We start from the raw sequence: 26,837 nt of genomic DNA, 5'->3' as shown, positions 1-26,837 counted from the left end.
AAAGAGAAGCATGTAAAACCGAGATCCTTGTATCAAGCTAATCATCTCGGCTTCAGGGACGAAAGGGACTTTCGGCCGTGCGGTAGCTATTGTTTTAATACACTGTTTTAAAGCTGTATTTAAGGCAATGGCTTGGGATAGAGCCGCGCAGCACTCAGATACGCTTCAGGAGCCCAGTCTCAAACCGCGACTGACAACCAACTACACCAAGCGGAACTCAAGTATGAGAAGACTATTTGGCCTCCCGATTATTCTATTCTCGACTGCCGCTATGGCCTAAACACTGGAAACGGATGGTTATAAAATAGAGATAGAAATCAACTGTGAAAGTGAAATGTTATGTGACGATGTTTCCTATATAGGCCAGTCCAAAAAGTCGGGGAATCAAATAAGATTAACCGGCAGAACAGTACACACTATGTGCAATGATGGTGTTACCCCCTGCTATGAGTTTCAAAACGGCTCAATCAATTACTTTGTTTCCGTCTTTGGCGAGCTTAGCGTCACCAATCAACATGGCGAGTTGATCCTGGAGCAATCCGGGCAATGGCTCGATTAGCATGCTCATCAGCAAATCCAAATTCACTATCAGACTTGATTGTATAAAGGACAGGGAAAGAATAATGATAAAAAGGATGTTAGCTGTTTTTGGGATAAGCTTTTTTATTGTCGGTTGTGCCAATATTCCACTTGGCACCATGCTCAGTCTAAGCTCCTTCGATGAGCAGGATTTTGTTCAATTAAACCCGCAAGTCATCAGATCGCAGATCCTTATCGATGCGCCGGGCAAACTCGACCTTGATACCACTGAACTGACCCTGGAGCTGGATAGCAGTAAGGGAATATCCAGTTATCGCTTCCCGCTCAGACTGGAATCGACTGAGATTATCCCCCCAAACGAGGGACTGTTCAGCACCAGCCCTATGAAACACCATTACCAATTGGCACTCTCTGAAACGGCAATAAGCAGTTTCAGGCAAGTGCAGGCGTTGATAAATACCGAGACACCCACAGAGTACAGCTTTTCCATCGACGCGGGCCTTGCTGATACAAGCGAACCGTTAAGGGAAGTCACCTTGTCGGTTTTGATCAAACTGACCGAAGAGCAGGGATATCTGACCTTGATAGATAACGCAACACTCAACCTTGAGCATTAGCCTTGATCTTGGGCCTTGAGCATAAAACGACAGCAGCCTTAACCCCTGATTTGATTAAGACTGGATCCAAAACAACCAACAACAACTCAAGGAAATCGGTATGCAGATTGACCTTTTACAGCAAGTTGATGATGACCTGCAAAATGAGCTTATCGACAAGCTCAGAACCTATAATCACAGCTATATAAACGAAACTAGCCAACCTCTGGCCGCCATAGCACGCGATTCCGAGGGGCAACTCATTGGTGGCGTGAGTGGCCGCAGCATCTATCGCCAGTTGCTGATTGAGGTGGTTTGGGTCGCGAAGGCGCATAGAGGTTCAGGTCTTGGCAGCCGCTTAATGGCTCTGTGCGAGCAAGAGGCAATCAAACGGGGGTGCCTGGCTGCGCAGCTCGACACTTTGTCGTTTCAGGCGCCGGCATTTTATGCCAAACAAGGGTTTGAAGTTGTCGGCTCGGTCAGCGGAATTCCCGGCAGTCCGGACAGGTATTTTATGTGTAAACGCTTCAATGGCTGAAGGCCTGGCCAGGCTGCAATATGCCTTTTCTCCTGAGGGCGTGTTTGCGCCTTGTTCAATTTAGAGACTTGTTTCCATGCACGGACTCATGAGTAACACCAAGTGGCGCAAGGTATTGACTGTTCTGGCCAAGTACCCCGTCTATCTACAGCTCAAACGCCTGCAGGATGAAGACTTTCCACTGGATGTCGAACGCGCCGATCTGATTCTATCTGAGCTGGGTGCGACACACTTTACTTATGTAAGATGTTCAGTCAGCTACAACGAGATAGACAAGTTGAAAGTAAAACGTCCAGCCAGAATATCGGCTTGGGGAGCAAACGAGATGACAGATTTATTCTCAGAGCTGAGCACGGACCTGAAAACCCTAGGTCAGCTCCCTTGCCAATTTGGGACCGATACGCTTGTCCTGTTCGGTTATCAACAAAACGTCGACTGAAGCCGGTATTATACTCCCCCAAAAATGACAGAGAACGCCATGACACTGACACAACTCAAGAAACTGTTACAGCAATGCCCCAACGCCACTGCCGACTATCCTTTTGGTCCTGAGGCCAGAGTCTATAAGGTCATGGGTAAGATGTTTGCTCTGCTGGCCGAGCAGGAAACGCCCCCTAGGGTGACACTCAAGGCCAAACCTGCCAACGTGCAGGCACTGATCGATAGCTTTGAGGCGATAGTGCCCGGCTATTACATGAATAAGCAGCATTGGTTCACGCTAACCTTGAATGGTGAGGTCAGCGAGGATATGCTCCGTGACCTGATTGAGGCATCCTACGCCCTGGTTGTCAGTAAACTGACCAAGGCGCAACAAGCCCAGTTGCAACAGCAAAACACCTAAAAATGACTTTTCAGATTGAGGGAACAATCGAGATGCGTGCCAGCCTGCGACAAAAAGTTATCCATATTTGCCAGCAAAAAATCGCCCAGAAGGGCGAGAATGTTGGCGTCTCCTTCTATGCCTTCTTTGCCAACAAGAATGATGATCCCGAGTTGCTCATGGAGGCCGCTACCTGGTGGATCCAGACCCACAAACTGGATCACTTTGAGAAGGCCCGCAAAATTCTGCAAATGGTGCAAGCCGGGCAATAACCTCAGCGGCTGAGTAGCGCTAACCAGAGCCTAATTAAGCCCATGGATATAAACCATGCAACTGCAGGAAGCGCCGGGGAAAGATGAGCGCATCCTGCTCGGCCTGGCTCTCAAAGAGCACCACAACCCGACCCAGGATTGGAAAACCACAAGATATGAACATTGAAACCCCATCCAGTGCCGACTTCGCTGAGCTGCTGCAAGTCTGGGAAGATTCAGTGCGCGCCACCCACGACTTTATCAGCGAAGCCGATATCGCCTTTTTCAAGCCGCTGATCCTCGATAAGGCCTTCCCGGCGGTGACGCTCAGATGTATACGAGATGAGGCCAAAGCCATTGTCGGCTTTCTGGGCGTAGCAGACGACAAGATAGAGATGCTGTTTGTTCACAGCCGGGCTCGCGGCCAAGGCGTAGGCAGTGCCCTGCTCAAGCATGCCATCGAAGACCTCGGTGCCAACTTGGTCGATGTCAATGAACAAAACCCACAGGCGGTCGGATTCTACCGCCATCAAGGCTTTAAACAGATCTCCCGCTCGGCACTCGATGCCATGGGTAAGCCCTTCCCTATTTTGCATCTGGCACTTGATACCTCAAAAGGATAACTGATTGATGTCCAAGGAAGATGAGTTAAACAAAAAATATCGCGCACTGCCCCGCGGCGCTCGTTGGCACTTAAAGCTGGATGCCGATGGACGAGCCTACTTTATTGGCAGACAGCAAACCCTGGCTACAATCTGGGGCTTTATCATGCTGGTTCCCCTGTCGGCCTCAAGTTTAATGGCTGTCGTGCTGACAGGTAAATCACAGGTATTTCATGCCGTCTCGGCCTTGCTGTTGTTAACCCTGGCAATTGGCTGTTTGGGGGTGAGAAGGCGTTGGCTGTTTGACCCTAAAAGCGCTGAGATTCAAGAATACACTGGCTGGTGGCGTATAAAAGCCAAGCCCCGTAAAACCCTGCCCTACAGTCAACTCTCTATTCATATTACCCCACTGGCGCAAACGCCCAATGGGGTACAGCTGGTGCTGCTCGGACAGCGCCACACCCTGACAGATATGGCCGAGGCGCTGGCATTGATAGGCTTTTTGCGCGGCTGCGCCGGCCCGCTTGCAGTCTATGAACTTGAAGTTTATGAAAAAGTCACTGCCTGGCCCGAGTTGAAAGCCGTGCCCTTTGACACAGCTCCAAGCGACTTGGCGCCGGAGGCCGAGAGCCAGGCCGCAAAATCCCCCCATACCGAAACCAAGCCTCTTAAAGCCGCGACTCAAACTGGCCAATCCATCAGTCAGTACCGGCCCATTTGGGAGCAACACCTGATGTGGAAACTGGCACTGCCGCTGCCGCTTTTTGCCCTGCTCGGACTGCTACTGACACGCTTAGGGAGCTGAGCCATGGCGCACTGGAACAAGTACTCCTCACAAAGGGCCGAATTGGTGTTTGGCCGCTGGACCTGGTTAATCGGCCTGCCGCTGGCGGCGCTGACTCTGGCACAGGTGTATTTCGGGCTTAACCCTGAATTGCTGCTCGGTTGGGCCATGGGGGCAACACTCGGCTGGCACGCGTTGTTCTGTCGCCATAAAATCTTGATAGACAAAGATACCTGTGTGCTGGTGCACAGTATTCGCAGTATCTACCCCATAGGGCAACTCAAGGTGCCACTGGCCGAAATCAGCGGATTTTGCCTCTGCCCCCATTTCGGCGAGCCCAGATACTGGGACTTGATCTTGATGCTCAAGGATGGTCAGAGAGTGACCCTGCTGAGACGTAAGGGCAAGGCCGCAATGCAGGAGCTGGGTAAAGAGCTGGCCGATGTCAGCGGCCTGGCCTATGACGAAGAGTTCAGAGACTGAATCCCGGCTTGCATTGGCATTGAATAACATTCCTGAAGAACCCAATTGTCAAACTGATACCAGACAAGGAGGCTGTATGTCTGTTTATACTTCACCAAACGCCCAACCCCCGAGCGCCAGCTATAGCGCGGCGGACAAGAAACCCACTATCGCCATAGTGGCTTTCGATGAATTTACCGATATCGATCTGTTTTTGATGTGGGACATAGTGGGCCGCATCCAGAATGATTGGCAGGTCAAGCTGCTCGGCAGCAGCAAAAGTCACAAATCGGCATTGGGTCTTGAGATTGAGATGCAGGGCCATATTCGCGAAGCCAACCAGGCTGATGCCGTGCTGTTTATCAGCGGCAAACAGGGGATCCCGCTGGCGCTGCAAGATCCGGACTTTATCAATACTTTTGAGTTGGATCCCAACAAGCAACTGCTCGGCTCTATCTGCGCCGGTTCCTTTATCCTGCAAAGATTGGGGTTACTGGATTGCCGCGCGGCCACCACGCATCCGGATGCCAAAACGGCATTGCAAAAGACAGGTGCCGAAGTACTGGATGAACCTTTGGTGATAAGAGGCAACATAGCTACCGCCGGTGGCTGCCTGTCGGCCATGTATCTGTGTGCCTGGCTGGCCGAACGCCTGCTCGGTGAAGAGAAGCGCCGGGAAATGCTAAGGGAGCTGTTGCCCGCCGGACAACAGCCACAGTTTGAGGCCATTATTGATGCCAGCCTGCAAAGTGCTGCCGAGGCTGCAATCCAAACCGCATGCCAATAACTATTGAGAATAATCGCCTATAGAGGTTCTGTGGCAATAACAGCTTGAGAAATCCGTAGCGCTCCAGTAATTTGGGCCAAGTTTCATTGCTTGGTGCCGTTACCGAGCTTAAGGAGTCGAGATGCAATCTGCACTGGTAAGCAGCGAGTGGTTGGCCGCTCATCTTTCTGATCCCAAGTTGGTCATTTTGGATGCCAGCATGGACAAGGTGATAGGCCGCGAGCCGATAGTCTACGATGAGCCCTGCTTTATTGCCGGTGCCCGGCGGCTGGATCTGGAGCGGGAGTGCACAGATCTGCAGTCCAGTGAATTACACGCCCTTCCGAGTCAGGCCCAGTTTACCGAGCTGGTGCAGCGGCTCGGCATCGACCAGGACAGCACTGTCGTCATCTATGACAACCAGGGTATCTACTCATCGCCCCGGGGCTGGTGGTGTTTCAAGGTCATGGGCTTTGAGCAGGTGTTTGTTCTCGACGGCGGTCTGCCCAAATGGCTCAAAGAGCAGCGCTCCTGCGCCGACAAGCCGGCGACCGAGTTTCCGCGCGGTAACGCCTGTGGGCAATATCAAGCGGAAAAGGTCTGTAACGCCCCCCAGGTATTGGATACCCTGGCAGACAAGCAGGCCATGATACTGGATGCCAGGGCCAGTTCACGCTTTCTCGGCCAGAGTCCCGAACCCAGAGAAGGCGTGCGCAACGGCCATATTCCCGGCGCCGTGAATCTGCCGTTTGCCGAAGTGCTGGATGGCGACAGCCTGAAACCTCAGCCGGCACTGGAGCAGACTTTTCTGCATCTGGGTGCCATGGACGCCAGACGCAGCGGCAAGCCTTTGATATTCAGTTGCGGCTCAGGGATCACCGCCTGTATTTTGATCCTGGCGGCCTATCAGGTACGCCTCGATGCCCTGATACTCTACGATGGCTCCTGGGCCGACTGGGGCAGCAAGGCCCATCTGCCGCTGGCAACAAGTTAAGATCAAAGCCGTTATAAACCAAAGCGGTTAAAAATCAGGGTAGTTAAGAACCATCTCTTGCTTTCAGCCCAACGGAAGACGAGCAGCAAACGGTTCTCTAGCTTCAGCTTCACCCTTGAGCTCAATCTCAGGCCTGCTTCCCCAAGCAGGTTTTTTAACATCATAGCCACCCACCAGCTCGCCCCTGCAAAATAGAGCCAAGGCTGCTTATGCTTGTCTAAAGAACAGCCTTAAGCCCTTTCCTTAAGGCGCCACACTTTCTTAAGGCGCCGCAATCTTTCAACCAACATGCTTTTCTTTCACCGCCACAAAGTATACGATTCACATATGTTTTATATATAAAGTGTATTTTTAGCATATGGGAATTATCAAGATCTCCGATGAACTCCATGAGGAGCTGCGCAAGGCCAGCGGCCTGATGGCGCGCTCGATCAACGCCCAGGCGGAGTTTTGGATCAAGATGGGCATGCTGGCCGAGCTTAACCCCGACCGGAGTTTCAATGAGCTGATGGCCGAGCTGTATCAGCGGGAAGCTATCAAGGTACCTGGAGCGCAAAATGCTTGATCAAAAAAGAAAAATTCATTTAAAAACCGCGGCTGAAGCCGAGCTGATGCGCCGTTCAGGCGCCCTGCTTGCCAAGGTATTTGCCATGTTGGATGACTTTGTTGTTCCCGGCATCTCGACCATGGCCATCAACGACAGAGTAGAAGACTTTATCGTCAACGAGCTTAAGGCGCGCCCGGCCAGCAAGGGCCAATACGGCTATGCCTATGTGCTCAACAGTTCGGTCAATGAAGTCGTGTGTCACGGGGTTCCGTCGGAGCAGCAGTTGCTGAAGGCCAGCGATATCGTCAATCTGGATATTACCCTCGAAAAAGATGGCTTTATTGCCGACTCCAGCAAAATGTACCTGATGCCACAGGCATCGCCTTTGGCCAAACGCCTGGTACAAGCCACTTATGAAGCCATGTGGCGAGGGATCAAGATGGTCAGGCCCGGTGCCCGCCTCGGGGATATTGGCCATGCGATTCAACAGTATGCCGAATCCCAGGGCTACAGTGTGGTCAGGGAATACTGTGGTCATGGCATAGGGCGGGAGATGCACGAAGAGCCCCAGGTACTGCACTATGGCCGCGCCGCCAGCGGCTTGGAACTGCGAGCCGGTATGTGTTTTACCATAGAGCCGATGATCAATCAGGGCGGCGCCAAAATAAAGACCAAGAAAGATGGCTGGACAGTAGTGACCCGGGATAAAAAACTCTCGGCCCAGTGGGAGCACACCATACTGGTGACAGATACCGGCTATGAAGTGTTGACCCTCAGAGATGAAGAGCGCTGAACCACAGCGCTCATCCCAAACGCTTACGGAACCTCAATGAAGCGAGCAACACGCCTCCCAGGGTGAACGCCCCCAGCCAAAAGGCATCTTTAGCCAACATCAGAATATCGGCCTCACGCAGGACTATGGCGCGCACCATACGCATAAAGTGCGTCGCCGGCAACGCTTCGGCAATCCACTGCGCCGCAATTGGCATAGCTTCGTAAGGAAACATAAAGCCTGACAACAAAATAGAGGGCAGCAGGATAAATACCGTCAGCTGCATCGCCTGCAATTGGGTCTTGGCAATGGTGCTGATCACCAGGCCCAGGCTGAGGCTGGCAAAGATAAACAGCAAAGAGGCCAGCAACAAGCTGTCCAGACCGCCGCGCACCGGCACACCGAACAGGAAGTGGCCCACGCTGAGGATAATACTCACCTGAATAAGCCCCACCAGCACATAGGGGATGATTTTCCCCACCATCAGCTCCATGGGTTTGACCGGGGTGGTGATCAGAAACTCCATATTGCCTTGCTCTCTTTCCCTGACAATGGCGGCAGAGGTGAACATGATCATTGTCATGGTCAAAATCACCGCCAGCAAGCCGGGCACTATGTTAACCACAGTGCGCTGCTCCGGGTTGAAATACTGCACCACCTCAAAACTTGACACCCGGTTTTGGCTGCTGAAACCGGCCACTTCATCCAGCGGCATGCTTCTCAGGCTACGAATCGCGGCGGCGATAACCGTATCCGAGCCATCCACCAGCCACTGGGCCACGGGCCGGGTAAGCTGGCTGTCGCTTTGACGACGGTCGAAGGCTGGATGATTCACCAGACGGGCATTGAGATCCGCCGGCAAATAGAGCACGGCGCGCACTTCTCCCGAGGTGATGGCCGCCTCGGCCTGTTCGATAGAGGCGTATTTTGCCTTGAAGTCCACCACCTGGGTGGCCTTTACCGCCTGCACCAAGGCCCGGCTGTAGCTGCTGGCGGACATATCCACCAAGCCGGCGGGCAGATGCCTGGCATCGGTATTGATGGCGAAGCCGAACAGCAGCAGTTGCACCAGGGGGATCATCACTATCATGCCAAAGGTCATCCTATCCCGCGACAGCTGCCTGAGCTCCTTGAGCATGATTGCCAATATCCTAGCCCACATGTCGACCTCCGGTGCAGGATACAAACACATCTTCGAGACTGGGGCGCGCCATGGCGAGCTTGCGCCCATCACAATAGGGGCTGAGAAAGGCGATGGGATCTGTGGCATCACGCCGCACCAACACCCTGAGCCGAGTGCCTACCTGAGCGGCAGAAACAACCTCAGGCAAGGCCACCAGTTGCTGCTTGAGTGCCCTTAGCTGCTCACCGCTCACTTCCACCACGCTGGCGCCCATCTGCTGCATCAATTCGGCCGGGGAGCCATCGGCCCGCTTGGCGCCGCGCTCCAGGATTGCCAACGCATGGCAGCGCTCCGCCTCGTCCATGTAGTGGGTTGACACCAAAATAGTGGTCCCGGCGGCGCAGAGATCGAACAGCCGCTCCCAAAACTCGCGGCGGTTTTCCGGATCGACCGCCGAGGTGGGTTCATCGAGAAACAACAGCTCGGGGGAGTGCAGTGTGGCGCAGGCCAGTGCCAGACGCTGCTTCTGACCACCACTCATGGAGCCGGCCAACTGAGACTCCCTGCCCCCCAGGCTATACAGATGCAGTAGCTCTTCGATGCGCGCCTTGCCGCGGCGGCCGAACAAGCCATAAATACTGGCGACAAATCTGAGGTTCTCCAGCACAGACAGATTATCGTAGAGAGAGAACTTCTGGGTCATATAACCTATACGTTGCTTGAGCGCCTCTTCGTTACCGGCAAGCGGCTCTCCCAATACGGTCACCTCACCGGCATCCGGTAACAACAGGCCGGTAAGCAGCCGGATCGCAGTGGACTTGCCACAACCGTTGGGGCCGAGAAAGCCGTAAATACTGCCACGGGGAATGGCGAGACTGAGATTATCCACCGCGGTCAACTCACCAAAGCGCCGGGTCAGCCCATGAGCTTCAATGGCTAGGGGAGCTTCAATGGCCAGGGAAGAATCAATGGACAAGGTGGCTTGAATGGCCGAAGAAGCACCGGCATCAGATGACTGAGTCATGGCAGTCGTACCTCCAACGCCAGCCCTGAGGGCAGAGACTCGGCGCCCTCGACATCGATATCTGTCAGATACATCAATCTGGCACGATCGCGCTCATTAAGGGCATAAAACGGGGTAAATGCCGGTTGGGAACGGATATTTCTGACGGTGCCTTTGAGCGGCTGCTCCACCCCATCGACCCAGACCTCCAACTTGTCGCCACGGGAAAGCTTACTGATGGCCGTTTGCGGCAGATAGACTCTGGCATAGGGTTTATCCAGTGCCAAAAGCGCGACAAGTTGAGTGCCCTGAGCCACTCGATCGCCCCTCTTCCAGGGCAATATGTCCACCTCTGATGCCAGCGGCGCCCTGAGACTGAGGTCGTCCAAGGCTTTCTCCTCGGCCTTGAGCGCCGCCGCTGCGGCTGCCACTCTGGCTTCGGCCTGGGCCAGTTGTTCGCTGCGGGTACCGTTTTCCAGTTGCAGCCATTGTTCATTGGCCTGCTCGACCAAGGCCTTGGTGTGATCCCGCTCGGCGATGGCCGCATCCAGCTCCGCCTGCCCCACCACTTTGGCGGCAAACAGCTCGCGGGTGCGCTGATATCTGAGTCTGGCTTCGGTCGCGGCTGCCGTTGCCGCCTCTATGGCGGCTCTGGCCGCCCGCCGCTCTTCTACCCTGGCACCTTGTTGCAGCTCATCAAGCCTAGCGCCGGCCTCGGCCAGTTCGGCGCGGCGCTGTGCCACTCTGGCTGCCGCGCTGCGGCTGTCCAATTGCAGCAACAACTGCCCCGCCTCGACCTTGTCACCCTCGGCCACATGGATATCGGCTATCTGCTCGGCAACGGGGGCTGAAAGCTGGATACGATCCCGCTCCAGTGTGCCCATGGCGCGGCTTTCGCCGTTGTCGCCACAAGCTTGCAACAACAATAGTGTCGCTGTCAGTATCAGGGATATCTTGTTCATTGGGGTTCCTCACTGCCTGGGTTGGCGGCAATATCCTGGCGCAATAAGCCTTGATGCAGGACTTTGGCATTGTGCTCTGCCAGCTGTTTGAGCCAGGTTTCATTCAATTCGACGCCGAAGTCCCGCATCAGATGGGCCGGGGCGATCAGCGGAAACACCATCAGGCTGACAAAACTCAGCCGTGCCAAGGTAGGGTCCAGGTTGGGATTAAGGCCTTGATGTTGCCCAAGCTGGCGGATCCACAGCCTCGAGCGGCTGAGCATGTCACTGAATACGCTGGCAAGGGCATCGAAGGCTTCACTGCCTTCTCTGTGATTCAATACCTGGATGATAAGCCCGGGCAAGGCCGGGTTGGCGGCCATAGCGCGGTAATAGACCTGCATCAGCTCAAATGGCCCGCCAAAACCTGACTCGGGCCTTTTCTTGCTCGAATCAAGACTCATCTTGCTGGGCTCAAGGCTGTTTGCAGAGCCCTCAGAGGTAGATTGATGACTTTGCGCGGCATTGTAGTGTTTGAAGGCTTCCAGCACTGGAGCGATGGTGTCTCTAACCATGGCCTCAAACAGGCCTGCCTTGGAGCCGAAGTAATAACGGATCATCGCCGCATCCACTCCCGCCTTGCGCGCCAGCTCTCGGGTGGAAACCCGCTCATACCCCTTCAGGGTAAAGCAACTGCGCGCGGCTTCTATCAAAGCATCCCTGGCCCCTGAATGGCCTTTAGGACGACCGGCTGTGGCTTTCATCCCCTGCTCCTCAAAAATTCCTCTTGTGATGAATATACTCAGTTTAGTGCTTATATGGCAGTGAGTTAATTCTCCATTCATGCCTATGTTGGGGAATTTAGTCGGCCCAGTTCAGAGGCATTGAGCAAGCTTGCTCCACCGTATTCGACTCCTGTCCTTTACCTCTCCGCCGACGGAGCCAATGGGAATTCCATCACTCTTGAGCAAATCGCTCTCAAATCAGCCACTCTCAAATCAGCCGCCCCCAATGCGGTCTTTGTCTGACCAATTTGTGGTTATCGGTACAGGCTTCTAATCAGACCAGTTACATCTTTACATAAATCAATTGCGAATCATTTGCATTTGTATTTGAGTACATGCTAATTTGTCGCCGCTGTCGTCGAGAAACGGATGACAGCAAAAAAGGAACGGCCCAGGGAAAGGCCGAAGTAGTTCCTGTCCCTGGGTGACTTGTCATTGATGACTGACCTCATGTCAGTCGCAAAGGAGGCAAAAGTGACACACACCAGCATGGAGCCTGAACAGGCGAGCAATGACCCGAGCTATGATGCCGCCGGCCACCTGCCGTTCGCTCCCCACACTGAACTCTTTGGTATCGCACCCGAACACCACTACTCCCGCTTGATGCAACTGGGCATGGATACCCTGAAACACCGCCTTGAACGGCTGGATGGTCCCAGCAGTGGCATTCGCCCCGAAGAACTGCAAAGCGCATTTTCCGATATCAATCTTGACCGCCCCCTCGGGGACATGAAGCAAGTTCTGGCCGAACTGGACGAGCTCTATCTCAGCCACGCCATCTACTTCCAACACCCTGATTATCTGGCCCACCTCAACTGCCCTGTAATGCTCACATCCTTGTTGGCCGAGCAGTTGAGTTCTGCCATCAATACCGCGGTGGAAACCTGGGATCAGAGCGCCGGCGGGACTCTAATTGAACAGAAGGTTATCGACTGGGCCTGCGAGCGCGTGGGATATCAAGGATTTGCCGACGGTGTCTTCACTACCGGCGGCACCCAGTCCAACCTGATGGCGCTGCTGCTTGCCAGAGAGTTGGCCGGCAGCCTTGAGCCGGGTCACAGAGGCAATGTTCTGGCCGGCCTGGCTGCCAATGCCCGCCGCTACCGTATTCTCTGCTCTGAATTCAGCCATTTTAGCATTCAAAAGGCGGCCGCACTTTTAGGGTTGGGACACGAGGCGGTGGTGAGTGTCGGTTGTGATGCCAATCGGCGCATGGATCCCAAGGCACTGGCAGGCAAACTCAGGCAGCTCAAAGCGGCAGGACTGATCCCCATCGCCGTGGTCGCTACCGCTGGGACCACTGACTTTGGCGCCATAGATCCCATAGCGCCCATTGCTGCCCTTTGCCGCGAGTTCGGCTGTTATCTGCATGTGGATGCGGCCTACGGCGGCGCCTTGTTGCTGTCACGCACTCAGCGCCAACGCCTCGAAGGCATAGAGTTGGCCGACTCTGTCAGCCTGGATTTCCATAAGTCCTTCTTCCAGCCCGTGTGCTGCTCGGCGCTGTTGGTCAAGGACAAAGGCGTGCTCGGTTACCTCACCTACCATGCCGATTACCTCAACCCTGAGTCCCAGGCCCAGGCCGGAGTGCCGGATCTGGTCAATAAGAGCCTGCAAACCACCCGCAGGTTTGATGCCCTCAAGCTATGGCTGAGCCTGAGAGCCGCCGGGCCGGATGCCATAGGCGAAATGTTCGACACCCTGATTGCCACCACAGCCGAGCTTTATGAAAGCTTTAGCCGTTTCCCCGAGTTGCAGACGGCGCAGCGCCCGTCGCTGACCACCCTGGTGTTTCGCTTCAACGACCCGGCACTCGGCAGCGCCGAACTGGATGAATGCAATCGCCATATCCGCGCCCGTCTGGCCCGTGAAGGCCGCGCCATGATTGCAGCGACCAAGGTGGCCGGCAGCCAATATCTCAAGTTTACCCTGCTCAACCCTCACACCAGTCTCGAGGATATCGAAGCCGTATTAACCGACATCTGCAAAATCGGTCGCGAGCAGGCCCGTCACTACAAGACCAGCGCGCTTTGCAGCGCCTGAGGAGGAACTGATGCAAACCAAAGTCTACGATATCCTGGGCATAGGGATTGGCCCCTTTAACCTGAGCCTGGCGGCCCTGGCCGAGCCGCTTGACGGTCTTGAGTGTCTGTTTGTCGATGCCGGCGCCGGTTTCGACTGGCATCCCGGCATGTTGCTGGAATCGTCCAGATTGCAGACCCCTGTCATGTCGGATCTGGTGACCATGGCCGATCCCACCAGCCGCTACAGCTATTTGAACTTCGCCAAACAAACCGGCCGACTCTACAGTTTCTATATTCGCGAAAGCTTCTTCCTGCCGCGGCAGGAATATAATCTCTACTGCCAATGGGTCTGCGCCAAGCTGAGTAACCTTAAATTCAATTTCAAGGTCACCCAGGTCAGTTTCGATGCCGAAACCGACACTTATCTGGTCAAAGGGCAGGACAGAGTCAGTGGCCAAGAGCAGAGCCTGCGCGCCCGTCACCTGGTGCTGGGAACCGGTACCCAGCCCTGGATGCCCCACTTCTGCCCCGGCGCCGACAAGCGAGTACTGCACTCGGCCAACTATCTGCACCGTAAACAGGCGCTGCAGAGCCAAAATGACATCACCATAGTCGGCAGTGGCCAAAGCGCGGCAGAGATCTTCGAAGATCTGCTGCTGGATATCGACAAATACGGTTATCGCCTGCGCTGGCTCACCCGCTCGCCAAGATTCTTCCCGCTTGAGTACACCAAGCTGACTCTGGAGATGACCTCGCCGGAATATATCGACTATTTCCACGCCCTGCCCGAGGCACAGCGCCGCGAACTTATCGGCTCACAGAAGAGCCTCTATAAGGGGATCAACGCCGATCTGATCAACAGCATCTATGATCTGCTTTACCAAAAACGCCTGCACTGTGACTTTGATGTACAGCTGTTGACCAACACGGCACTGCAAAGCGTTCACAGTGACGGACAGCAACTGCTGCTGGGTTGCAGACATACAGAGCTTGAACAGGAGTTCAAGCTGACCAGTTCGGCACTAGTGATGGCCACCGGCTACTGCTACCGATTGCCGGACTTCCTCGAGCCGCTCCACTCGCAGCTGCTGTTCGATCAAAAGGGCGAGCCCGATGTCCAGCGTCATTATCACATAGACAAGGCCGGGCGAATTTTTGTTCAGAACCTGGGGCTGCACACCCACGGGCTGTGTTCGCCGGATCTGGGAATGGGCTGCTATCGCAACGCCACCATATTGCGGCAGATCCTGGGCAAAGCACCTTACGAGATAGAGCAGCAAATTGCCTTCCAGAGCTTTGGTATTCCCAAACAAGACGCCAGTGCGCCCAAACGCCGGCAAAGCAGCAATCAAGCGTTGCAGCGGGAGGCCAGCTGATGGCCTCTCAAACAGCAGTTAATCCGGCTGCCGACACAGCCGGCTTCAGCGCCAGATACGGCTTTGCGCCGGGCAAGCGCCTCAAGGTCAACGACTTTGATTTTTGTGCCTATCGGGAAAGCGAACACTTTGACACCCTGAGCGACTGGCTCGGCCGCGACTATGCCGCCTTCTGGGGCATGCAATCCTTAACGCCCACCGAGCGCCGCGTTGAGCTCGCCCCCACTGCAGATAAGTTTGGCCTGATGGCCTATCGCGACGCAGAGCCTGTGCTCTATACCGAGCTGTACGATCCCCGCTTTGATGAAGTGGGCCAACACTTTGACTGCCAGCACGGCGATTGCGGCATGCATTTGCTGCTGGCTCCTCCCACTAAGCCGCAGCGCGGTTTCAGCCGCCAGGCCATCACGGCTGTGGTGTCTCTGATACTGCAGCATCTGGGCTTTGCCCGCCTGGTGGTAGAGCCGGATATCAACAACCAAAAGATTCACCCGCTGAACCGTGCGGTAGGCATCTGCTACAGCCACGCCATTCAACTCGAAAACAAACAAGCCATGCTGGGTTTTTGCACCCTGCCTGGGTTCAGTGCCGCACTGGCAACAGGAGCCACACAATGACAGCATCCATTATCGAACAGACCCGTCTCAGCCATCTGACGCCTGCTATCTGGAATCAGGCGAGCCGCCATCTGCTGGCGAAAATTCTCAGTGAATTCAGTCATGAAAAGCTAATAGCGCCAGAGCTGTTATTGCCAGCAGAGGCAGAGCAAGAGGCCTGTTGGCAGCTCAAGCTGGATACCCGGGATGGTCAGCTCTGCTACCGCTTCAGCGGTCGCCGTTATCAGCTGGATCACCTGCAGATAGCGCCGGATTCCATCGAGTGTTTCAAAGATGGCGAGCAGCAACAGCCGGACGCCATGCTGCTTATCATCGCCCTCAAGGAGAGACTCGGCATAAGCGATGCATTGCTGCCCACCTATCTTGAAGAGATCACCAGCACCCTCTACAGCAAGGCCTTCAAACTTCTGTGGCAGGCAAAGCCGGTGCAGGAGCTGGTGGATTGCGACTATCAGCAGATAGAAGCGGCCATGACCGAAGGCCATCCTGTGTTTGTCGCCAACAACGGCCGCATAGGTTTTGATGTCGATGACTGGCGGGCCTTTACGCCGGAGAGCGGCCAACCGCTGCAACTCGAGTGGCTGGCGGTCAGCAGTGAACATACCAGTCTGGCGCTGATAGCAGGGCTCGACTATCGCCAACTACTGCAAGATGAGTTGGGCGATGCCTTGCTGCTCAGATTTGAGCAGAAGATCCGGCAACAGGGCAAAAACCCGGACGATTATTTTCTGATGCCCGTTCATCCATGGCAGTGGCGCGAAAAGATCAGCCGCATATTTGCCGCCGATCTGGCCCGTGACCGCCTCATTCACCTGGGACAAGGCCGTGATGAATATCAGGTGCAGCAATCCATCCGCACCTTCTTCAACCTGAGCCAACCCAAGCGCTGTTACGTGAAGACGGCGCTGTCGATTCTCAACATGGGCTTTATGCGGGGTTTATCGCCCTACTACATGAGCCGCACCCCGGAGATCAACGCCTTTGTCGCCGAGCTTATCGACAGCGACCCTTTCTTTGCCAATCAAAGATTTGTGCTGCTCAGGGAAATCGCCGCCATAGGCTATCACCACAGGTATTATGAGCAGGCGCTGGAGAAAGACACCCCCTACAAGAAGATGCTCTCGGCACTGTGGCGTGAAAGCCCTTATGCTCTCAGCTTCCAGGGCGAGCCTTTAATAAAACCCGGCCAGCAACTGATGACCCTGGCGGCCCTGCTGCACCAGGACAATCAGCAGCAAAGCCTGCTGGCGGCGCTTATCGAGGCTTCCCCCTTGAGTGCCCACGACTGGATGAGCCGGCTGCTGGATCTCTACCTTACCCCCTTGCTGCACGCCTTCTTTGCCTACGATCTGGTGTTTATGCCCCATGGCGAGAACCTTATTCTGGTGCTGGATGATAAGGTGCCTGTCACCATATTGATGAAGGACATAGGCGAAGAAGTCGCAATTCTCAACGGCAGTGCGCCGCTGCCGGGACGGGTGGCGCAACTGGCGGTCTCGCTCGAAGAGGAGATGAAGCTCAACTACATACTGCTGGATATTTTCGACTGCATCTTCCGCTTTATGGCGCCGCTGCTCGATAGCCACACCAGCCTGAGTGAACAGGGATTCTGGAGCCTGGTGGCCGGAAAGGTACGTGATTATCAGGCTTCCCACCCCCAGTTTGCCGATAAGTATCGCCGCTACGATCTGTTCCAGCCGACCTTTGTCCGCACCTGTCTGAACCGGATCCAGCTCAACAACAACCAGCAAATGATAGATCTCGAAGACAGGGAGAAGAACCTGCGCTTTGCCGGCGATATCGACAATCCGCTGCACCCCTTTGCCGCCAGCCACAGCTTTGGCGTGACACCCACCCAGGCCGAGCGTCTTGCAGACCCGGCCTTGTAAACCTTCCAGGAAGTAACAGGAAAATGGACACAAACATGCAAACCCTTAATGGCTTCAGGCCGACCCCCATCGCCCTTCTCTGTTCTGTGCTATTGAGCGCCCCGGCATTCGCCGCCGACAAGAGCGAAACACAGGAGAAAGAGATGGAGGTACTGACAGTGGTCGGTGCCAAGAGCCAGCCAATGAGCTACAAGGCAAGTGACATGAGCACGGCCACAGGCATGAAGCTCTCGTTTCTCGAGACGCCGCAGTCTGTCACAGCCGTCACCGCCAAGGCCATTGAAGATCAGCAGCTCAACTCTGTCATAGATGTTATGACCAGTGTCGCCGGGATCAATGCCCGCCCCTCGGACAACGACAGATACTCCATCAGCGCCCGCGGGATCTCGGTCAGCAGCATTCTCTATGATGGCGTGGCAACCACCTATGACACCCGCTTCAACTATGGCGATAACCTGATGGACAGCGCCCTATACGAGCGCATTGAAGTGGTGCGCGGCGCCACCGGCTTGATGCTGGGTGCCGGTAGCCCTTCTGCCGCCATCAATTTGGTGCGAAAACGGCCCACTGCCGAGTTTCAAGGCAGCGTCAGCCTGGCCAGCGGCTCCTGGGACATGCTGCGCGGCGTGGTCGATCTCTCCGGCGGCCTCAATCAGGATGCCAGCATCCGTGGCCGGGTGGTGCTGGCCTATCAGGACAGGGAAAACTGGCAACACAGATATGAGCAGCAGCGGCAAACCCTGTATGGCATCCTGGAAGCGGATCTGGGAGCCAATACCCTGCTGACCCTGGGCAGTGATTTCCAGCATACCAGGCCGGAAGGCACCATGTCCGGCGGCTTGCCGCTGTTTGACAGTGACGGCAACCGCACCAATTACGACCGTCATGTATCCACCGCCCCCAGTTGGGCCTCCGCCAAGACAGATGCGCTCAACGGCTTCGTGACTCTGGAGCACCACTTCAACCCAGATTGGAGCCTTAAAGGCAGCTATATCTATGGTGACAACAGCCTGGAGTTTGATGTGCTCTGGCCAACAGGTAACCCGGATCCTGTCACCAATGAGGGCATGGTCCCCGGCTCTTTGGCCTTTATCGACGGCAGTCGCACCCAGCACACCTTTGATCTCAAGCTGAGCGGCAACTTCAACGCCTTTGGCCGCAACCACCAACTGGTGGCCGGTGCCAATCAACAAAAACAGGATTTTGCCAACCCCTACTATGGCGCTCTCGGTGCCAAACCGCCTCTGGGAGACTTCGGGCAGCCCGGCTTTGATTACCCTAAGCCGCAATGGAGCGATCAGGTACTCTACGGCTCCTGGGGTGAAACCAAGCAACAGGCTGTCTATGTCGCTTCCCAGCTTGAGCTGACCGATGCCCTGTCCATGGTACTCGGTGGCCGCCTGGATAACTGGGAAACAGATCAGGATAACTTTGGAGCCAAACATGACTATAAGGTCGATAGTGAGTTCACCGGTTATCTGGGTCTGACCTATGCCTTGAGCGACGAATATGCCCTGTATGCCAACTACACGGACATTTTTACCCCGCAAAGCAAGGTTCAGGCCGATGGCCGTTACCTGGACCCCATCAAGGGCAGCAACTATGAGGCCGGGATCAAAGCCAGCTTGTTCGATGAGGCGCTGGACTTGTCGTTGGCCGCCTTTGAGCTCCGTCAGGACAATGTCGGTGAGCAAACCGGCGAAAACCTGCCCAACAGCACTATCCCCATCTACCGCAGTGTCGACGGTACCAAGACTCGCGGCTTTGAGTTTGAGGTCAACGGTTCCATCAATGACAACTGGGATCTTTACCTAGGCTACACCCAGTTTGATACCGAAGATCCCAAAGGGCAAAAGATCAACACCACCAACCCGGAACGGCAACTCAAGCTCTTTACCACTTATGAATTCGATGGCTGGCTTCACGGATTGCAGCTGGGCGCTGGGGTCAACTGGCAGAGCCGCATTTATAGCCAAGTCTCAAAACCGGACAAGAGTAAAGTCGAAGTAGAACAAGGCAGCTACGCCCTGGTGAAGTTGATGGCGAGATACAAGTTCAATGAACAGTTGAGCCTGAGAGCCAATCTGGATAATGCGCTCGACAAGAGCTATTACAGCCAGCTCGGCTTCTATAACCAATTCCAGTATGGCGCGCCGCGTAACTTCAGCGTCACCCTGGACTACCGTTTCTAAGCCGCGTTATGCCGTGAAACTATCCATAATAAGGAGCGCCCCGCACTGCGGGGCGAATAACAAGTATGTTGTGTGAAGCAAGGCGCCTGTTGGCGCTTGTCGTGTTTCTGAGCCTGGGGCTGACGGGCTGTTATGACCCTCCGCAAACCAAAGCCCAAACACCGCCGCAAGACGGTTATCCGGTTTGCATTACCACGGCCCACGGGACCAGCTGTATCGAGTCGCCGCCCAAGCGCGTGGTGACCCTGGGAGCGGGGGCCGAAGACTGGACTCTATCCTTAGGGGTTGTACCCATCGCCATTGAACCCCATTACTGGGGCGGCGATGCAGAGGGTTATCTGCCCTGGTTTCGCCAGGCATTGGAAGCGCAAGAGCTGCCGCTGCCCGCCATCATCAGCAGTTACCCCGAGCTGGATGTGGAGCGATTATTGGCGTTGAAACCGGATCTTATTCTGGCGCCCCAGTCCGGTATCACCCGCGAAAGCTTTTTGCAGCTGAGCGCTCTGGCTCCCGTCATCGCCTATCCGGACAAACCCTGGCTGACACCGGTTAAGCAGCAGGTGGAACTGATAGCCAAGGCGCTCGGCAAAGAAGCGCAGGCCGAAGCGCTTTTGAAACAGCAACGGGCCTATATCGCCCGAGTCGCCGCCGAAAATCCTGAGTTCAATGGCGTGCGCCTGGCCTATATCAATGCCACCAGTCGAGTTGGCAATCTCTCGGTTTATGTCACAGGCGATCCCAGAGTGGATCTGCTGTTGGCGCTGGGGTTTGTATTGCCGCCACAACTTTCCGGGCTCAATGCCAGCCGAGGCCACTTCGCCGCCCACATAGGACTGGAGCGCGCCGATATGCTGGACGATGCCGAGCTGCTGCTCAGCTGGTACAGCTCGGACAAGGCCAGAGCCGAGGTGGAAGCCATAGCGGTTATCCGTCGTCTGCCCGCCATGCGCTGCGGTCGGTATCTGGCAATAACCGACCCGGCGCTGGTGATGGCCAGCTCCTACGGCTCGCTGCTGAGCCTGAAATGGGCTATTCCCAAGCTGGTGCCGCAACTGCAACAAACCCTGGCAAAGCAAAAAGAAAACCCTTGCCAAAACAGGCCGTCTGACACACAAACTGATGCAGATACAGGCGGGCAATCGAATAAAAACGGGAGGCCGGGATGACACACCCAAAAATCTTTCTGCAACCTGCCGCTACCCAGTCCCAGAACCGTCTCGGACGTAACGCAGTAACCCTGCTTGGGCTGCTGACGATGCTGGCGCTGCTGGTATTGGCTAACCTGCTCTTTGGCGCCCGCACGCTACCGCTGACTATGCTGGGCAAGCTCTGGCAACCGGCCGCAGACGATCATCTGTCGCTGGTGTTACAGGCAAGGCTGCCAAGATTGCTGTGCGGCATGTTGGCCGGCATGGCATTGGCAATGGCCGGTTGCGTTATCCAGGCGCTGTGCCGCAACCCCTTGGCGGATCCCGGCCTGCTCGGCGTCAATGCCGGCGCCAGCGCCTCTCTGGTCACTCTGGGGCTGTGGAGCGCAACAGCGGGTTTGAGTCTCTTCTGGCAGGCCTTGCCCGGGGCGCTGCTGGCCAGTGCCTTGGTGTATATGATGTCCAGGGCGCAGCAATCCCAGGGCCAGTCCGCTGCGGTCAGGCTGATCCTGGCCGGCGCCGCCATCAGCGCCGTGCTCGGGGCCTATGTCCAGGCCAGAGTGCTGCTGAACCCGCAGCTATTTGATGGTTTCAGGTATTGGATGGCGGGCTCCCTGTCCGGGCTGGGCTGGCCGGAGTTTCATGCGCTCTGGCCCTATCTACTGCCCGCCGCGGCACTCTTGTGGCTGCTGGCACCGGCGCTGAATCTGATGCTGCTGGATAATCATACCGCCAAGGCGCTCGGTGCCTCCCAGGGCTGGCAGGGGCTGCTCGCCTGGCTGGGTGCCACCTTGCTGTGCGCCGCAGCCACCGCCATTGTCGGCCCGCTGGCCTTTGTCGGCCTGGCCAGTGCCCATCTGGCCAGGCGTTATCTGACACTCAATTTCCGCCTGCTATTACCGGGAGCCGCTTTGATAGGCGGCGCCATGGTGTTACTGGCAGATCTGTTGGCGCGGGTATTGATGCCGCCGGCCGAGCTGCTGACCGGTATCATGGTCGCCCTACTGGGAGCGCCGTTTCTGTACCTGATGGCCCGAGGTCAAAACCTGAAGGAGGCGTCATGAAACCAACCCGTTTTCCCATCTGGCAATGGGGCCCGATAACCTTAAGAGCCCCCTCATCCGGCGCCATTAAAGGTGCCTTGCTGGCCGTAGTCCTGCTTGGCGCTGCACTGCTACTTAGCCTGATGCTGGGACATCAGGGCCTGGCGCCAGTGAGCCTTGCCAAGGCCTTGTTTGCCGAAGCCTCCGACTATGAAAACTGGCTTTTGTGGCAATCACGCCTGCCAAGGGCCCTGTGCGCCCTCGGCGCCGGCATGGCGCTGGGGCTCTCCGGCGCCGTGTTTCAAAGCCTGAGCCGTAACCCGCTGGGGAGTCCGGATATTCTCGGGGTCAATGCCGGCGCCAGCGCCGGCGCCGTCCTCTGGTTATTATGGCTGCCGGAACTGCCATTGCTGCCCGGCGCCCTCTTGGGCACTGGGGTTGTGCTCCTGCTGTTTTTCGCAGGGCTCGGACGCCAATGGCAGTTTTCCCGCAATCTGGTGCTGATGGGCATCGCCATCAACGCCTTTGCCATCGCCCTGGTGCAGTTTGTACTGACACTGGTGCAAAGAGAGCAGGCGCAGCAGATGCTGGGGTATCTGTCCGGCAGTCTGGCACACCGCACCTGGGGTGATGTGCTGCTGATAACCTCAGTGCTACTGCTGGCGTTGCCCGCTCTGTTGCTGCTCTCCCGCCGTCTGTCACTGCTAAGCTTGGGCCAGGAACTGGCTCAGGCGCTTGGTAACCCAGTGCGCCAAAGTCAAACACTGGCGCTGCTGTTTGCCACCTTGCTGGCCCTGGGAGCCGTACTCTGCGCCGGCCCTGTGGCCTTCGTCGCCTTGGTGGCGCCGCATCTGGCCCGCTTTGGCAATCGTCAATTGGCACTGCTGCGCTCGGCGTTGATAGGCGCGCTGTTGCTGCTCGGGGCCGACACCCTCACCTTATTGCTGCCGGGCAACCAAAGGCTGCCGGTAGGCGTATTGACCGCCCTCATCGGCGGCGCCTATCTGGCGTTGCTGTTGAGCCGCGAAATCCGGGGACAACCGCACCTGGCCAAGGGACTGAAAGGAGAAAGATCATGACCCAATACCCTGACTATGACATTGCCCTCAGTGGGCATGAGCTTTATCTCGAGTACGGCCAGCGGCCCATCATAAGCGCCATGAACCTGGCCATCCCCAAGGGTAAGCTGACGGTGATCCTTGGCCCCAATGGTTGTGGCAAGTCGACCCTGCTCAAGTGTTTGAGCCAGGTACTGCCGCCCACACGCGGCCAGGTCATCTTGGGTCACACCCCCTTGGCGCAGTTGAGCAACAAGGCCAGAGCCAGGGAGCTGGCACTACTGGTGCAAAAGCCTGAATTGCCGGAAGGAATAGATGTGCAGGAGCTGGTCAGTCGCGGCCGCTACCCTCATCAGAGCCTGTGGCACCAATGGTCAGAGCAAGATGAGCTGGCGGTTGCCCAAGCCCTGGCTGCCACAGGGTTAACCACACTTGCACAAAGGCCGGTGGCCGAGCTCTCAGGCGGCCAGCAACAGCGAGTCTGGCTGGCTATGGTGTTGGCGCAGCAAACCGACTTGCTGCTGCTCGATGAACCCACCTCGTTTCTCGATATCCGCGCCCAGCTGGCAGTACTCGACTTTTGCCGGGCGTTGGTGGATCAGGGCCGCACCTTGGTATTGGTGCTGCACGACATCAACCAGGCTCTGCGCTACGGCGATCACTTGCTGTTGATGCGTGATGGCAAGTTGATTGCCGGCGGCGCGCCTGAGTCACTGTTGACCGAGGCCCTGCTGGAACAGGTGTTCGATATCAATGCCAGTATAATCACAGATCCCGAGGCCAACTGCCCGATGATTATCCCCAGACCCAGAGCAAAGCCCAGAGCCGCCGGGCACCGTGGCGTGGAGGATTCGACCAACAATGCCACCGGAGGACTGCCGTCATGGGAATAAGTATTGCCAGCGAGCTCAACCAACTATTGGCACAAAAAGCCGCCTTCTATGGCGAGCACTTCAAAGCCAAAGAGAGTCTGGAGCAGTTACCCCAAGAAGCCATCAGCTTGAACTCAGTATTGAGCCAGGCACATTACCCGGTGCTGCTGCAGCAATTTGCCCTGAGTTATCAAGCCAAGGTGTCCACGACTTGTGCCACAAAGCCCGAGATAGACGCCCGGGCACTGCACTCCATGTGGAGCCAGTGGTTTTTCGGCCTGCAACTGCCGCCCCTGCTGCTGTGGTTGTTTGCCAGTCAGCCCGGCAGCGCACTTAACCGCGCCATTGCGGCTGCAGCTTGCAGTGGCAACTGGTACCTTGAACCTTTTGATAACGGCCGGGCGGAAACCTTCTATCTGCTGCTTGATGCAGATGTCAGCCATCCGGCTCCCGCCGGGCAACTTGCCAGTTGGGAAAGCTTACTCGAGCAGTTGCTCATTCCCATTGTCGAGCGCCTGGCAGAACTGGGGCCAGTGCCATCAAAGCTGCATTTCAGCCATCAAGCCTATATTGTGCATTGGTATCTGGGTGAGTTGTCACTGCCCGTCAGTTGGCGACAACAATTGATAAGAGAGATGTTCGAGCAAGCTGAGTTGCAGCCACGTACCTATGTTGCGCCGATTGCTCATCCGTTTTGGCGAAAGCTAAGGCTCAAGCAGCAAAGCCCGCGTATCGCCTGTTGCCTGCGGCACAAGCTTCCCTGCACCCAAATGTGCGCCGATTGCCCGCTGGATAAAGATGGTCGCAAAGGCAAAGGGCAAAAGGCCTGCGGTTAGGTTACGGCTCAATGCCTTTTGGTGGTTATCACCTGAGCCTTTCGATGGAGAAATAAAATGTTGTCCAAAAGAAAAGCAGCGACAAGTCGCTGCTTTTCTTATTGCAATCCTGGCTATTTAAAGGATTCAGGCCGGGAGTAGGCCCAGACGCTTAGAGGCTCAGGCTGACACCGACAAAGAAGGCACGGCCTTGCAGTATCATATCGCTGTTGGTGTCTTCCTCGGCCGGTTGCTCATCGGTAAAGTTGGTTACCCCGGCGCGTAGTTTCAGGTGATCGTTCACCCGATAACTGCTGCCGATATCGAAGCGGCTGTAGCCATCCTGACGCACGGCACTGCTATCCAGATATGAACCGAAATAGTTACCGGCAACATACAGCTGCCAATCGTCGGTGAGATACCAATCCAGTTGCACATTGGCACTCTGGCGAGGACGACCAGTGAGTTCATCACCGTCACCTGTCTCGGTATCGAGATAACTGTAGTTTGCCTTGAGGCCGAGATCCGCCGTGATATCCACGCTGGCGGTCAGCTCTACCCCTTGCAAAGTCACCTTGGATTCGTTGTAGTAAGTACGGGTTGGGCTGGAACCATCCCAAGCCGAAACCGTGATCAGATCTTCCACCTTGTTATGGAACAAGGTTGCAGACAGCTCATAGGAAGGCTGACTCCACAAGGCTGCCAGCTCATAGTTGACACTGGTTTCGGGCTCAAGATCTGCATTGCCCACTACAGTACAAGCGCCGCGGCAACTGACTGAAGAGAAAGTCGGAGATGATTCAAACAGTGCCGGAGCCCTGAATGCCGTGCCGACACCACCTTTGAGCACCAGTGCATCCGAAGCACGGTAAACCAGATACGCCCTGGGGCTGAAATGGCTGCCGTACTTTTCGTTGTCTTCGTAGCGGCCGCCGAGGGTCAGGGTGAAATCATCCAGGAAATCGAACTGATCCTGAATAAACAGCGAGTATTGTTCAACACTGTCACCACCGGTAAGCGGATATTGTACAGGATCGTCGACTTCAGTTTCAAAGTACTCGGCGCCGACTGTCCAGTCCTGCTGCCACAGGTTAAAGAAGGCTGAGCCTCTGAAGGTAGTGTTTTTCTCTTCGATGTCGCGTCCCAAAGGGGGCTGCAGCGAATAGCGGCTGTTATAGTCGTAGATATCAGACTTTTCCAAGTTGGCCAAAAGCTCGGTGCCACCCCAGCTCCACTCGCCTCTGTGAGTCAGAGCAAAGGTGTTGCGCTCTATCTTCTGCTCGCGTTTTGAATTGGCAGCAAAGGTGGTCAAGGGCACCTTGTCATTATCGTATTGATAATCCAAGTCCAGCGATTGATTGTCTGCCAGCTGCCAGGTGAGCGAGCCATAGAGCTTGCGAGTCTTGCGCTCTTCTATAGTGTCCTGATTCGGGGTCAGTTCGGGCATCAGCCAGGCGTCCTGCTCGGCCACCTCTGCGGTGAACATCAGCCCCAGATTATCTGTGAGTTTGCCCGAGCCAAACAGGTTGGTACGACTGCGATCGCCGCCCTCGCCATCCTGCATCCAACTGTACTCACTGTCGAGTACCAGTTGCCAGTCATCATCTGGCGCCTTGGTAATCACGTTGATGACCCCGCCAACCGCATCTGAACCATAGAGAGCCGACATGGGGCCGCGAACAATCTCCACCCGGGAGATAGCGTCGATGGGGATAGCAGTCAAGTCAAAGTTACCGCCGCGCCACAGACCATTGGAAGAAGAAACCCGCTTGCCGTTGATCAACATCAGTACATAGTCTTCATCCATACCACGGATATAGATGCTGTTTCGGCCCGAGTCGTTGGTCACCACATTCACACCGACGCTGTTTCTCAGCACATCCCCCAGATCTTTGACCGGCATCAGCTTAATCGCTTCGGCATCGATCACCGAGATTGAGGCAGGTGCAGTGCTGAGTTGCTGATCCTTGGCACTGGCAGTAACGACCATATGCTCCATTTCACCTTCATCTGCCTGGGTATAACCACTGACAGCCATGGCGACCAGGCTCAAGGTAAGCAGTTTGCGGCACTTATCCAGTTTCATTCTATTCCCCCGATTATCGCGGCGACGATTGCGCCTTGTAAGTTATTGCTTTTGGGTAAATCCAGGTAAAGCCCCTGGTTCCATGGCGCGAAAAAGTAGCATAATCTTTACAACATAGGAATGATATTGGTTATCATTTACAATGTAATGATGCGAATGTGAGCCAGGCCACTCAAAAGCCCATCAGGGCTGA

Annotated in this window: 28 protein-coding genes; 23 read left to right on the top strand and 5 right to left on the bottom strand. The window is 55.7% G+C overall.

Annotation, left to right across the window (positions count from 1 at the left end; all coding sequences use genetic code 11):
• Positions 1-418: 418 nt before the first annotated feature.
• The 13 genes from E1N14_RS08580 (at position 419) to map (ending at position 7,693) form a co-directional block, all read left to right on the top strand.
• Complete coding sequence (locus tag E1N14_RS08580) at positions 419-559, top strand: hypothetical protein (protein ID WP_208136905.1); 141 nt, start codon at positions 419-421, stop codon at positions 557-559.
• 76 nt (positions 560-635) lie between these two features.
• On the top strand, positions 636-1,157 hold the full coding sequence (locus E1N14_RS08575) for a hypothetical protein (protein WP_144168283.1): 522 nt from the start codon (positions 636-638) through the stop codon (positions 1,155-1,157).
• Between the two features lie 100 nt (positions 1,158-1,257).
• Complete coding sequence (locus E1N14_RS08570) at positions 1,258-1,674, top strand: GNAT family N-acetyltransferase (RefSeq protein ID WP_025010674.1); 417 nt, start codon at positions 1,258-1,260, stop codon at positions 1,672-1,674.
• Positions 1,675-1,762: 88 nt separating this feature from the next.
• Entirely contained in the window at positions 1,763-2,113 is a 351-nt protein-coding gene (locus tag E1N14_RS08565) for a hypothetical protein (protein ID WP_025010675.1), read from the top strand.
• Positions 2,114-2,152: 39 nt separating this feature from the next.
• Positions 2,153-2,515: an MmcQ/YjbR family DNA-binding protein gene (locus tag E1N14_RS08560; RefSeq protein ID WP_025010676.1), complete on the top strand. Its 363-nt coding sequence runs from the start codon at positions 2,153-2,155 to the stop codon at positions 2,513-2,515.
• 32 nt (positions 2,516-2,547) lie between these two features.
• Positions 2,548-2,766 (top strand): DUF6500 family protein, encoded by a 219-nt coding sequence (locus E1N14_RS08555; protein ID WP_062793549.1) that lies wholly within the window; start codon positions 2,548-2,550, stop codon positions 2,764-2,766.
• Between the two features lie 155 nt (positions 2,767-2,921).
• Positions 2,922-3,368, top strand: coding sequence for a GNAT family N-acetyltransferase (locus tag E1N14_RS08550; RefSeq protein WP_025010677.1), 447 nt, complete (start codon positions 2,922-2,924; stop codon positions 3,366-3,368).
• 7 nt (positions 3,369-3,375) lie between these two features.
• Positions 3,376-4,152, top strand: a complete 777-nt coding sequence (locus E1N14_RS08545) for a hypothetical protein (RefSeq protein WP_025010678.1) — start codon at positions 3,376-3,378, stop codon at positions 4,150-4,152.
• Positions 4,153-4,155: 3 nt separating this feature from the next.
• A complete protein-coding gene (locus E1N14_RS08540; protein ID WP_025010679.1) occupies positions 4,156-4,614 on the top strand; it encodes a hypothetical protein in 459 nt (152 codons plus the stop codon).
• Between the two features lie 76 nt (positions 4,615-4,690).
• The gene (locus E1N14_RS08535) at positions 4,691-5,380 is read left to right on the top strand and encodes a DJ-1/PfpI family protein (protein WP_025010680.1); all 690 of its coding nucleotides are present in this window, start codon (positions 4,691-4,693) and stop codon (positions 5,378-5,380) included.
• Between the two features lie 121 nt (positions 5,381-5,501).
• On the top strand, positions 5,502-6,353 hold the full coding sequence (locus tag E1N14_RS08530; protein WP_062793540.1) for a sulfurtransferase: 852 nt from the start codon (positions 5,502-5,504) through the stop codon (positions 6,351-6,353).
• A 358-nt stretch (positions 6,354-6,711) separates the two neighbouring features.
• Positions 6,712-6,918, top strand: coding sequence for a ParD-like family protein (locus E1N14_RS08525; protein WP_025010681.1), 207 nt, complete (start codon positions 6,712-6,714; stop codon positions 6,916-6,918).
• The gene (gene map / locus E1N14_RS08520; RefSeq protein WP_025010682.1) at positions 6,911-7,693 is read left to right on the top strand and encodes a type I methionyl aminopeptidase; all 783 of its coding nucleotides are present in this window, start codon (positions 6,911-6,913) and stop codon (positions 7,691-7,693) included. The genes E1N14_RS08525 and map overlap by 8 nt, the downstream gene beginning before the upstream one ends.
• Before the next feature lie 10 nt (positions 7,694-7,703).
• On the opposite strand, the gene E1N14_RS08515 is transcribed toward map, so the two are convergent.
• Genes E1N14_RS08515 through E1N14_RS08500 form a run of 4 tightly spaced genes read right to left on the bottom strand, consistent with a single transcriptional unit; the run spans position 7,704 to position 11,503 of the window.
• Entirely contained in the window at positions 7,704-8,834 is a 1,131-nt protein-coding gene (locus E1N14_RS08515) for an ABC transporter permease (protein WP_062793541.1), read from the bottom strand.
• Complete coding sequence (locus E1N14_RS08510) at positions 8,824-9,819, bottom strand: ABC transporter ATP-binding protein (protein WP_081782937.1); 996 nt, start codon at positions 9,817-9,819, stop codon at positions 8,824-8,826. The genes E1N14_RS08515 and E1N14_RS08510 overlap by 11 nt, the downstream gene beginning before the upstream one ends.
• On the bottom strand, positions 9,816-10,760 hold the full coding sequence (locus E1N14_RS08505) for an HlyD family secretion protein (protein ID WP_062793542.1): 945 nt from the start codon (positions 10,758-10,760) through the stop codon (positions 9,816-9,818). Before E1N14_RS08505 ends, E1N14_RS08510 begins: the two co-directional genes overlap by 4 nt.
• Positions 10,757-11,503, bottom strand: a complete 747-nt coding sequence (locus E1N14_RS08500; protein ID WP_025010685.1) for a TetR/AcrR family transcriptional regulator — start codon at positions 11,501-11,503, stop codon at positions 10,757-10,759. Before E1N14_RS08500 ends, E1N14_RS08505 begins: the two co-directional genes overlap by 4 nt.
• A 495-nt stretch (positions 11,504-11,998) precedes the next feature.
• Here E1N14_RS08500 and E1N14_RS08495 point away from each other — a divergent pair, with 495 nt between their 5' ends.
• The 10 genes from E1N14_RS08495 to fhuF all read left to right on the top strand — a co-directional run bounded on the left by E1N14_RS08495 (position 11,999) and on the right by fhuF (position 24,579).
• Positions 11,999-13,567 (top strand): pyridoxal phosphate-dependent decarboxylase family protein, encoded by a 1,569-nt coding sequence (locus E1N14_RS08495; RefSeq protein ID WP_025010686.1) that lies wholly within the window; start codon positions 11,999-12,001, stop codon positions 13,565-13,567.
• A gap of 10 nt (positions 13,568-13,577) precedes the next feature.
• Positions 13,578-14,924, top strand: a complete 1,347-nt coding sequence (locus tag E1N14_RS08490; RefSeq protein ID WP_025010687.1) for a lysine N(6)-hydroxylase/L-ornithine N(5)-oxygenase family protein — start codon at positions 13,578-13,580, stop codon at positions 14,922-14,924.
• Complete coding sequence (locus tag E1N14_RS08485) at positions 14,924-15,541, top strand: GNAT family N-acetyltransferase (protein WP_025010688.1); 618 nt, start codon at positions 14,924-14,926, stop codon at positions 15,539-15,541. Before E1N14_RS08490 ends, E1N14_RS08485 begins: the two co-directional genes overlap by 1 nt.
• The gene (locus E1N14_RS08480; protein ID WP_082813110.1) at positions 15,538-17,430 is read left to right on the top strand and encodes an IucA/IucC family protein; all 1,893 of its coding nucleotides are present in this window, start codon (positions 15,538-15,540) and stop codon (positions 17,428-17,430) included. Before E1N14_RS08485 ends, E1N14_RS08480 begins: the two co-directional genes overlap by 4 nt.
• A gap of 35 nt (positions 17,431-17,465) precedes the next feature.
• Positions 17,466-19,622, top strand: a complete 2,157-nt coding sequence (locus tag E1N14_RS08475) for a TonB-dependent siderophore receptor (protein ID WP_247600884.1) — start codon at positions 17,466-17,468, stop codon at positions 19,620-19,622.
• Positions 19,623-19,687: 65 nt separating this feature from the next.
• On the top strand, positions 19,688-20,788 hold the full coding sequence (locus E1N14_RS08470; RefSeq protein ID WP_025010690.1) for an iron-siderophore ABC transporter substrate-binding protein: 1,101 nt from the start codon (positions 19,688-19,690) through the stop codon (positions 20,786-20,788).
• Positions 20,785-21,834 (top strand): FecCD family ABC transporter permease, encoded by a 1,050-nt coding sequence (locus E1N14_RS08465; RefSeq protein ID WP_025010691.1) that lies wholly within the window; start codon positions 20,785-20,787, stop codon positions 21,832-21,834. Before E1N14_RS08470 ends, E1N14_RS08465 begins: the two co-directional genes overlap by 4 nt.
• Positions 21,831-22,892: a FecCD family ABC transporter permease gene (locus tag E1N14_RS08460; RefSeq protein WP_025010692.1), complete on the top strand. Its 1,062-nt coding sequence runs from the start codon at positions 21,831-21,833 to the stop codon at positions 22,890-22,892. Before E1N14_RS08465 ends, E1N14_RS08460 begins: the two co-directional genes overlap by 4 nt.
• The gene (locus E1N14_RS08455) at positions 22,889-23,764 is read left to right on the top strand and encodes an ABC transporter ATP-binding protein (RefSeq protein ID WP_025010693.1); all 876 of its coding nucleotides are present in this window, start codon (positions 22,889-22,891) and stop codon (positions 23,762-23,764) included. Before E1N14_RS08460 ends, E1N14_RS08455 begins: the two co-directional genes overlap by 4 nt.
• A complete protein-coding gene (fhuF, locus tag E1N14_RS08450; protein ID WP_025010694.1) occupies positions 23,755-24,579 on the top strand; it encodes a siderophore-iron reductase FhuF in 825 nt (274 codons plus the stop codon). The genes E1N14_RS08455 and fhuF overlap by 10 nt, the downstream gene beginning before the upstream one ends.
• Positions 24,580-24,730: 151 nt before the next feature.
• Here fhuF and E1N14_RS08445 read toward each other — a convergent pair whose 3' ends face one another.
• Positions 24,731-26,644, bottom strand: a complete 1,914-nt coding sequence (locus E1N14_RS08445) for a TonB-dependent receptor domain-containing protein (protein WP_025010695.1) — start codon at positions 26,642-26,644, stop codon at positions 24,731-24,733.
• Positions 26,645-26,837 lie beyond the last annotated feature (193 nt).

Origin of the sequence: Shewanella algae, from assembly GCF_009183365.2 — a bacterium.
In the GTDB taxonomy this organism is placed as follows: Bacteria; Pseudomonadota; Gammaproteobacteria; order Enterobacterales; family Shewanellaceae; genus Shewanella; species Shewanella algae.
Note: the sequence above shows the minus strand (reverse complement) of the source record. Positions and strands in the feature narration are given on the sequence as shown.